General features: G+C 69.4%; 7 protein-coding genes and 1 pseudogene. 1 reads left to right on the top strand and 7 read right to left on the bottom strand.

Annotated elements, in window-relative coordinates; genetic code table 11:
- The 7 genes and pseudogenes from ABZT49_RS31715 to ABZT49_RS31685 all read right to left on the bottom strand — a co-directional run.
- A pseudogene (locus tag ABZT49_RS31715) lies at positions 1-205 on the bottom strand (ABC transporter permease); the annotation flags it as partial.
- A gap of 12 nt (positions 206-217) precedes the next feature.
- On the bottom strand, positions 218-1231 hold the full coding sequence (locus ABZT49_RS31710) for a TRAP transporter substrate-binding protein (protein ID WP_355292271.1): 1014 nt from the start codon (positions 1229-1231) through the stop codon (positions 218-220).
- A gap of 372 nt (positions 1232-1603) precedes the next feature.
- A complete protein-coding gene (locus tag ABZT49_RS31705; protein ID WP_407943609.1) occupies positions 1604-2488 on the bottom strand; it encodes an NAD(P)-dependent oxidoreductase in 885 nt (294 codons plus the stop codon).
- Positions 2485-3516: a transketolase family protein gene (locus tag ABZT49_RS31700; RefSeq protein ID WP_355292267.1), complete on the bottom strand. Its 1032-nt coding sequence runs from the start codon at positions 3514-3516 to the stop codon at positions 2485-2487. Before ABZT49_RS31700 ends, ABZT49_RS31705 begins: the two co-directional genes overlap by 4 nt.
- The gene (locus tag ABZT49_RS31695; RefSeq protein ID WP_355292265.1) at positions 3513-4367 is read right to left on the bottom strand and encodes a transketolase; all 855 of its coding nucleotides are present in this window, start codon (positions 4365-4367) and stop codon (positions 3513-3515) included. Before ABZT49_RS31695 ends, ABZT49_RS31700 begins: the two co-directional genes overlap by 4 nt.
- 10 nt (positions 4368-4377) lie before the next feature.
- Complete coding sequence (locus tag ABZT49_RS31690; RefSeq protein ID WP_355292263.1) at positions 4378-5127, bottom strand: glucose 1-dehydrogenase; 750 nt, start codon at positions 5125-5127, stop codon at positions 4378-4380.
- Between the two features lie 491 nt (positions 5128-5618).
- Positions 5619-6101: a peroxiredoxin gene (locus ABZT49_RS31685; protein WP_355292262.1), complete on the bottom strand. Its 483-nt coding sequence runs from the start codon at positions 6099-6101 to the stop codon at positions 5619-5621.
- Between the two features lie 221 nt (positions 6102-6322).
- Here ABZT49_RS31685 and ABZT49_RS31680 point away from each other — a divergent pair, with 221 nt between their 5' ends.
- Complete coding sequence (locus tag ABZT49_RS31680) at positions 6323-6958, top strand: YqgE/AlgH family protein (protein WP_355292260.1); 636 nt, start codon at positions 6323-6325, stop codon at positions 6956-6958.
- Positions 6959-7083 lie beyond the last annotated feature (125 nt).

Raw genomic sequence — 7083 nt, 5'->3', positions numbered from 1 at the left:
CGAGCTCGTCCGACCAGACGATGGGGGCGTGGAAGACGTAGCGGCTGACCACGCCGGCGAGCAGCACCACCACCTCGGCCACCACCAGGAGGGCGGCCGGGATCTCGATCAGGGGCCCGAGCGCGTTGTCGAGCGTGCGCGCCCAGGCGCGCTTGGCCGACGCTGCCGGCAAGGCAGGCGTCTCCGTCGCGATGTCGACATGCATCGTGTGCCTCCCTCAGGCCAGCTTGCCGGAGACGGCCTCGAGGTGCTCCCAGGCGGCGTCGCCGTACTTGTTCTTCCAGTCCTTGTAGAAGGTCGTGCGGCCGAGCGCATCGCGAAATTTCTGACGATCGACCTCGATAAAGGAGATTCCCTTGGATCCGAGTTCCTGGCGCAGCGAGGCGCTGAGCTTCACGATGTCGGCGCGCTGGTCGTCGGCCGAGCGGTCGAGCTCGCGGGAGACGATGGCGCGCAGATCCTCGGGCAGACGCTGCCAGGCCTTCTTGTTGCCGAGGATCCAGTAGCCGTCCCAAACGTGGCCGGTCAGGCTGCAGCTCTTCTGCACCTCGTAGAGCCGGGTCGTCGCCGTGATGGCGAGCGGGTTCTCCTGGCCCTCGAAGATCTTGGTCTGCAGCGCCGAGTACAACTCGTTGAAGTTGAGCGGCGCGGCGCCGGCGTCGAGCGCCTTGAACAGCGAGGTCAGCATCGGCGACGGGGGGACGCGGATCTTGAAGCCCTTCAGATCCTCCGGCGTTTTGATCTCGCGGGTCGAGGAGGTGATGTGGCGGAACCCGTTGTCCCACACCTTGGAGACGGTCTGGATCGGCGTCTTGGCGATCTGCTCGCGGACGTAAGTGCCGAGGCCCCCATCCATCGCCTTCCAGACGTCGTCGTAATCCTTGAACGCGAAGCCGGTATTCGGCAGCGCCGCGGCGGCGACGAAGGTCGAGAGGATCGAGGTCGAGAGGTTGAAGAACTCGACGCTGCCGTTGCGCACCTGCGACAGCAGGTCGGTGTCGGAGCCGAGCTGGTTGGCCGGGAAGAGCTTGATGTCGAGCCGGCCGTTCGAGGCCTCGCGGATGCGGGTGAGCGCCTCCTGGGCCCGGGTGTTGACTGGGTGGGTCGGGTCCTGACCGGTCGCGAGCTTGTACTCGAACTCGGCGGCGCGCACCGGGCGGGTGAACACCGTGGCGAGGGGGAAGGCGGCGGCGCCGGCGAGCAGCGTGCGGCGGGAGAGGGCGTGGCTCATGGGTGTTTCCTCGAGAGGGGGGATGGGCCGGTGAGCCGGCCTCTGGACGTGAGTGGTCGGTCTTTCCGCGGCGATGCTGCGGATTCCGGAAGAAGTGCTGGTTTCTCCTCTCCCCGCGGGCGGGGAGAGGGCTGCGTCTCCGTTCAGGAGATGCAGCGAGCAGCGAACCGCAGGTTCGCCGCGAGGGTGAGGGGGTGTTTCCGGAGGAGCCATATTCGGCACCTCCCCCTCACCATCGGCTGCCGCCTCGCTCCGTCGACGGCAAGGTCGCCGGAGCCCTCTCCCCGCCCGCGGGGAGAGGGGATGCGCGCGACCTGATGTGAAAACACGATCGCGGACGGGAGGTGTGCCGATATTAGAGGTGTGCCGATATTACTTGCCGTTCAGCGCGCGATAGGACCCAATGACCTGGCTGTCGTCTTCCGCGCCCGCCCCACGGCCCGAGGCTGCGAGGAAGAGCTGGTGGGCGAGGGCCGCGAGGGGCAGGGCCGCCTTCTCGCTGCGGCCGGCTTCGAGCACGATGCCGAGATCCTTGACGAATATGTCGACGGCGCTGGTGACCCGCGGGGTCTCCTCCAGCATCCGCGGACCGCGGTCGCGCAGCATCCAGCTCGACGCCGAGGAGCCGGAGACGATCTCCAGCGCCGTCGCGCCGTCGATCCCGACCTTCGCCGCCAGCGACAGGGCTTCCGCCGCCGCGGCGAGGTTCACCCCGCACAGGAGCTGGTTGACCGCCTTCATGGTGGCGCCCTGGCCGGGCTCCGGCCCGACATGGAACACCTTGTCGCCCATCGCCTCCAGCAGGGGCCGAATCTCCGCGATCACGGCGGCGGGGGCCGCCGCCATGATGGTGAGGGTCCCGGCCTCGGCCCCGACGACCCCGCCGGAGACCGGCGCGTCGACGAAGGCCCGGCCGGTGGCGGTCACCCGCTTGGCGAGCGCCGCAACAGAAGCCGGCGGGCAGGTCGCCATCAGGACCACCGTCGCGTTCGGGGCCAGATACTCCAGGGCGCCCGCGCCGAACAGGATGCTCTCCGCCTGGTCGGCGTTGACCACCATCAGCACCAGGGCTCCGGCGCCCTCGGACACCGCCGCGATCGTGTCGGCGGAGGTGCCGCCGGCACTCGCGAAGGCGCTGCGGCCTTCCGCCCGCACGTCGAAGCCGCGCACGGGGAAGCCGTGCCGCACGAGGTTGCGGGCCATCGGCAGGCCCATCGAGCCCAAGCCGACGAAGGCGACGGGGGAGTCTGCGCTCACAGCCATTCGCGGATGCTCCTCACCATCGCGCCGGTCGAGATCCCGTAGCGGTCGTGCAGGGTCGGCAGGGCGCCGGCATCGAGGAACTCGTCCGGCAGGCCGACCTGACGGAAGGCCTTCGGGATCGTGCCGGAGCGCATGAGCAGCCCCGCCACCGCCTCGCCGAGGCCCCCGACCACGGTGTGGTTCTCCGCGACCACGACCAGGCGTCCGCCCTTGCCGGCCTCGCGCAGGATCGTCTCGGTGTCGAGCGGCTTGATCGTCGGCACGTGCAGCACCGCGACGTCGACCTTGTCCTCGCGGAGCGCGTCCGCCGCCTCAAGGGCCCGCATGGTCATCAGGCCGGTTGAGATGATCAGGACGTCGTTGCCGTCCCGGATGGTCTTGGCCTTGCCGAGCTCGAACGTGTAGCCGTACTCGTCGAGCACCAGGGGCACGTTGCCGCGCAGGAGCCGCATGTAGACCGGCCCCTTGTGATCGGCGATGGCCGGCACGGCCTGCGCGATCTCGTGCGCGTCGCAGGGGTCGAGGATCGTCATGTTGGGCAGGCCGCGGAAGATCGCGATGTCTTCCGTCGCCTGGTGGCTCGGCCCGTAGCCGGTGGTGAGGCCCGGCAGCGCGCAGACGATCTTGACGTCGAGGTTCTCCTCCGCGATCGCCATGCAGATGAAGTCGTAGGCGCGCCGTGCCGCGAACACCGCGTAGGTGGTGGCGAAAGGCTGAAAACCCTCGCGCGCCATGCCGGCGGCGGCGCTGATCAGGAGCTGCTCGGCCATGCCCATCTGGTAGAAGCGCTCGGGGTGCTTCTGGGCGAAGATGTGCAGGTCGGTGTACTTGCCGAGATCGGCGGTGAGCCCGACGATCTCCGGCCGCTCCTCGGCGAGCTTCGCCAGCGCGTGGCCGAAGGGGGCCGGCGCGGTGCGCTGGTCGGGACCGGCCAGCGAGGCGATCATCGCTGAGGTCGTCAGCCGTTCGCCCGTATTGGCCTCGGAGAGCCAAGCCGGGCGCGTGTACTTCGAGCGTTTCATGCGGGCCTCCCGGCATCCAGGATGTGAATCGCGTCCTGCCATTCCTGCGGCTCCACCCGCAGGAAGTGGTTGCGCTCGCGCGCCTCCAGGAAGGGGATGCCCTTCGCCATCTTGGTGTCGCAGATGATGATGCGGGGCTTCTGCTCCGGACACGCCTTCGCGGCATCGAAGGCCCGGACCAGGGCGTCGATGTCGTTGCCGTCGACCCGCTGGACGTGCCAGCCGAAAGCCTCGAAGCGCGACGCCGCCGGCTCGAAGCCGGTGACCTGCGAGGCCGGACCGTCGGCCTGCTGGTTGTTGACGTCGACGATGGCGATCAGGTTGTCGAGCTTCCAGTGGCTCGCCGACCAGGCGCCCTCCCAGATCGAGCCCTCGCCGAGCTCGCCGTCGGAGATCAGGCAGTAGACGAACGAGTCCGACTTCTTGCGCTTGAGCCCGAGGCAGAAGCCGACCGCGAGCGCGAGGCCGTGGCCGAGGGAGCCGCCGGTGATCTCCATGCCGGGGGTGTAGGCGGCCATGCCGGACATCGGCAGCCGGCTGTCGTCGGCCCCGTAGCTCGTCAGCTCGTCCTGCGGGAGGATGCCGGCTTCGAGGAGGGCGGCATAGAGCGCGATGGCGTAGTGGCCGATCGAGAGCAGGAAGCGGTCGCGTCCCTCCCATTCCGGCTCCTCGGGCCGGTAGCGCATGGCGTGGAAGTACGACACCGCCAGCACGTCGGCGATGCCGAGGGCCTGGGCGATGTAGCCCTGGCCCTGGACCTCACCCATCAAGAGGGCGTTGCGGCGGATGCGGTAGGCCCGCTCGGCGAGCGAGGGGCTGTTCTGCCGGGGGGGCGATTCGGTGGTCGGCATGATCGGCTCCTCAGTGGATCAGCATGCCGCCGTTCACGTCGATGACGGCGCCGGTGATGTAGGAGGACAGGTCGGAGGCCAGGAACAGGCAGGCATTGGCGACGTCGTCGGCGACGCCGAGGCGGCCGAGGGGGATGCCCTTGGCGATCTCGACCTTCAGCTCGTCGGTGAGCTTGCCGCCGGTGATGTCGGTCTGGATCAGGCCGGGGGTAATGCTGTTGACCCGCACCGTGTCGGGGCCGAGCTCGCGGGCCATCGCCTTGCCCAAGCCCAGCACGCCGCCCTTGGCGGCGCTGTAATGCGGCCCGCCGAAGATGCCGCCGCCGCGCTGCGCCGAGACCGACGACATGCAGACGATCGAGCCGGATTGCTGCTGGCGCATCTGCGGCACCACCGCCTGGCTCATGTAGAGCGTGCCGCGCAGGTTCACGTCGAGGACGGCGTCGTAGTTGCCGGGCTCGATCTCCATGAACTTCAGCGGCTGGGTGATGCCGGCATTGTTGATCAGCACGTCGATGCGACCGAAGCGGGCGACGACCTCGGCGGCGGCGGCCTGGCAGGCGGCCTTGTCGGTGACGTTGCAGGCGAGGCCGAGATGGCCCTCGCCGAGGGAGCGGGCGGCCTCTTCGGCCTGGCCGGCATCGAGATCGAGGATCACCACCTTGGCGCCGTGCTGGGCGAAGAGCTTCGCGGTGGCGCGGCCGATGCCCCGCAGCGATGCGGCGCCGGTGATCAGGCACACCTTGTCGTTCAGCAACATGTCGTCCTCCCTGGCTCGTTGCGGCACGTGCCCGTTGCGTCGGGCCGGCCTTCGGGCACGAGGGAGATTCTCAGCGCTGCGAAGGGCTCACCCCCGCATCGCCGCCCGTCCTCGACGGTTCCTCCCTCGTCTCGTTGCGGGCACTGTGCCCGGCGGGAGGGGAGCGGACAAACGCGGAAATTGCAGCTAGAGGTGAATGAGATTCATGTGCCGCTAAGCGAGCGCGGCGAGGCCCGATCGCCTCGGAACGTGTCCGGCTGATTTCGACGGTTTCGGCATCCTCCTTGTCATCCCGGGGCCGCGAAGCGGAACCCGGGATCCATAACCGCTGGCGGTTCAGGACAAGGCGGAACGCCAATCGCCTTATTCGGTATCCTCGGCAGTTATGGATCCCGGGTTCTCCCTTGCGGGGAGCCCCGGGATGACATCGAGGATCTGGTACCTTCCCAGTCCGGTCGGGCAGCCTACTGTCCGACCGGTGATCCAGCTCCTCAGAGCGACTTCAGCAGCGTCTCCGCCCCCGAATGATCCGCCTTCGACGGCGAATCCTCGACGTTGAGCACCCGCACCACCCCGTCCTCGACCACCATGGCGTAGCGCTTCGAGCGCACGCCGAGGCCGAAGCCAGTGCCGTCCATGTCGAGGCCGAGCGCCTTCGCGAAGTCGCCGTTGCCGTCGGCCAGGAACTCGATGCCCTCGGCGCCGGCCGATTTCGACCAGGCCTCGAGCACGAACACGTCGTTGACCGCGGTCACCGCGATCGCGTCGATGCCGCGGGCCAGGATGTCGCCGCGGCGGGTGACGTAGCCGGGCAGGTGGTTGCGGTGGCAGGTCGGCGTGAAGGCGCCCGGCACCGCCACCAGCACCACGCGCCGGCCCTTGAACACGTCGTCGGTGGTCTTGGCCACCGGGCCGTCGGGGCCCATGACCCGGAAGGTCGCCTGGGGCAGGTGATCGCCGACCTGGATCGTCATCGTGGCTCTCCTCGCGAAAAAGTCGGGCGGGGTCTAGCGCGGCGGTCCGGGCGAGTCGAGGTCGCACCCCGTGTCGTCCCGCCCGCGACGCGGGCGACGGGACCCCGCGGCCTCCCCGGGCGTTCCCGCACAAGCGGACTATGGACAACGCCGGGGCGGAGCGTAGCATGGGCTTCATGCGCAGCAGATTTCCACAGGACCTCCTCTCCCCGGACCCGGCCATGAGCGGGGCGCCGGACCTGCGCGCCGGCGACCGGGAGGATCCGGCCCGCGGCGGGCCGAGCTACCTCGACGGGCAATTGCTGGTGGCGATGCCGGGCATGGCCGACGAGCGGTTCTCGCGCTCGGTGATCTATCTCTGCGCGCATTCGGCGGAGGGGGCGATGGGGATCATCGTCAACAAGCCGGCCGCCGACCTCAACATGCCGGACCTCCTGGTCCAGCTCGACATCATCGGCCAGGACGACGCCATCCGGCTGCCGAGCCGGATCGGCCACATGCCGGTGCTGATGGGCGGGCCGGTCGAGGCGAGCCGGGGCTTCGTGCTGCACTCGCCCGACTTCCACATCGACCAGTCGACGCTCCTGATCGACGACGGCATCTGCCTCACCGCGACGATCGAGATCCTGCGGGCGATCGCGGTCGGCAAGGGACCGGCGAGCGCGGTGCTGGCGCTCGGCTATGCCGGCTGGCAGGCTGGCCAGCTCGAGAGCGAGATCCAGGCCAATGGCTGGCTGCACTGCCCGGCCGATCCGGACCTGATCTTCAACAGCGCCCTCGAGACGAAATACGACCGGGCCCTGCGCGGCATCGGCATCGAGCCCGCCATGCTCTCGGCCACCGCCGGCCACGCCTGACCGGCGACCCGAAGACCCGCTACTGGTCCTGCGCCCCGGCCTCGAAGCCGGGGTTCATCCCGTCGACCGCCGGGGCGGGCCGCTTGCGGGCGGCGGGCCGCGGAGCGTTGCTGGCGGTCGGGGCG

The sequence above is a fragment of the Methylobacterium sp. EM32 genome (assembly GCF_040593685.1).
In the GTDB taxonomy this organism is placed as follows: domain Bacteria; phylum Pseudomonadota; class Alphaproteobacteria; order Rhizobiales; family Beijerinckiaceae; genus Methylobacterium.
Note: the sequence above shows the minus strand (reverse complement) of the source record. Positions and strands in the feature narration are given on the sequence as shown.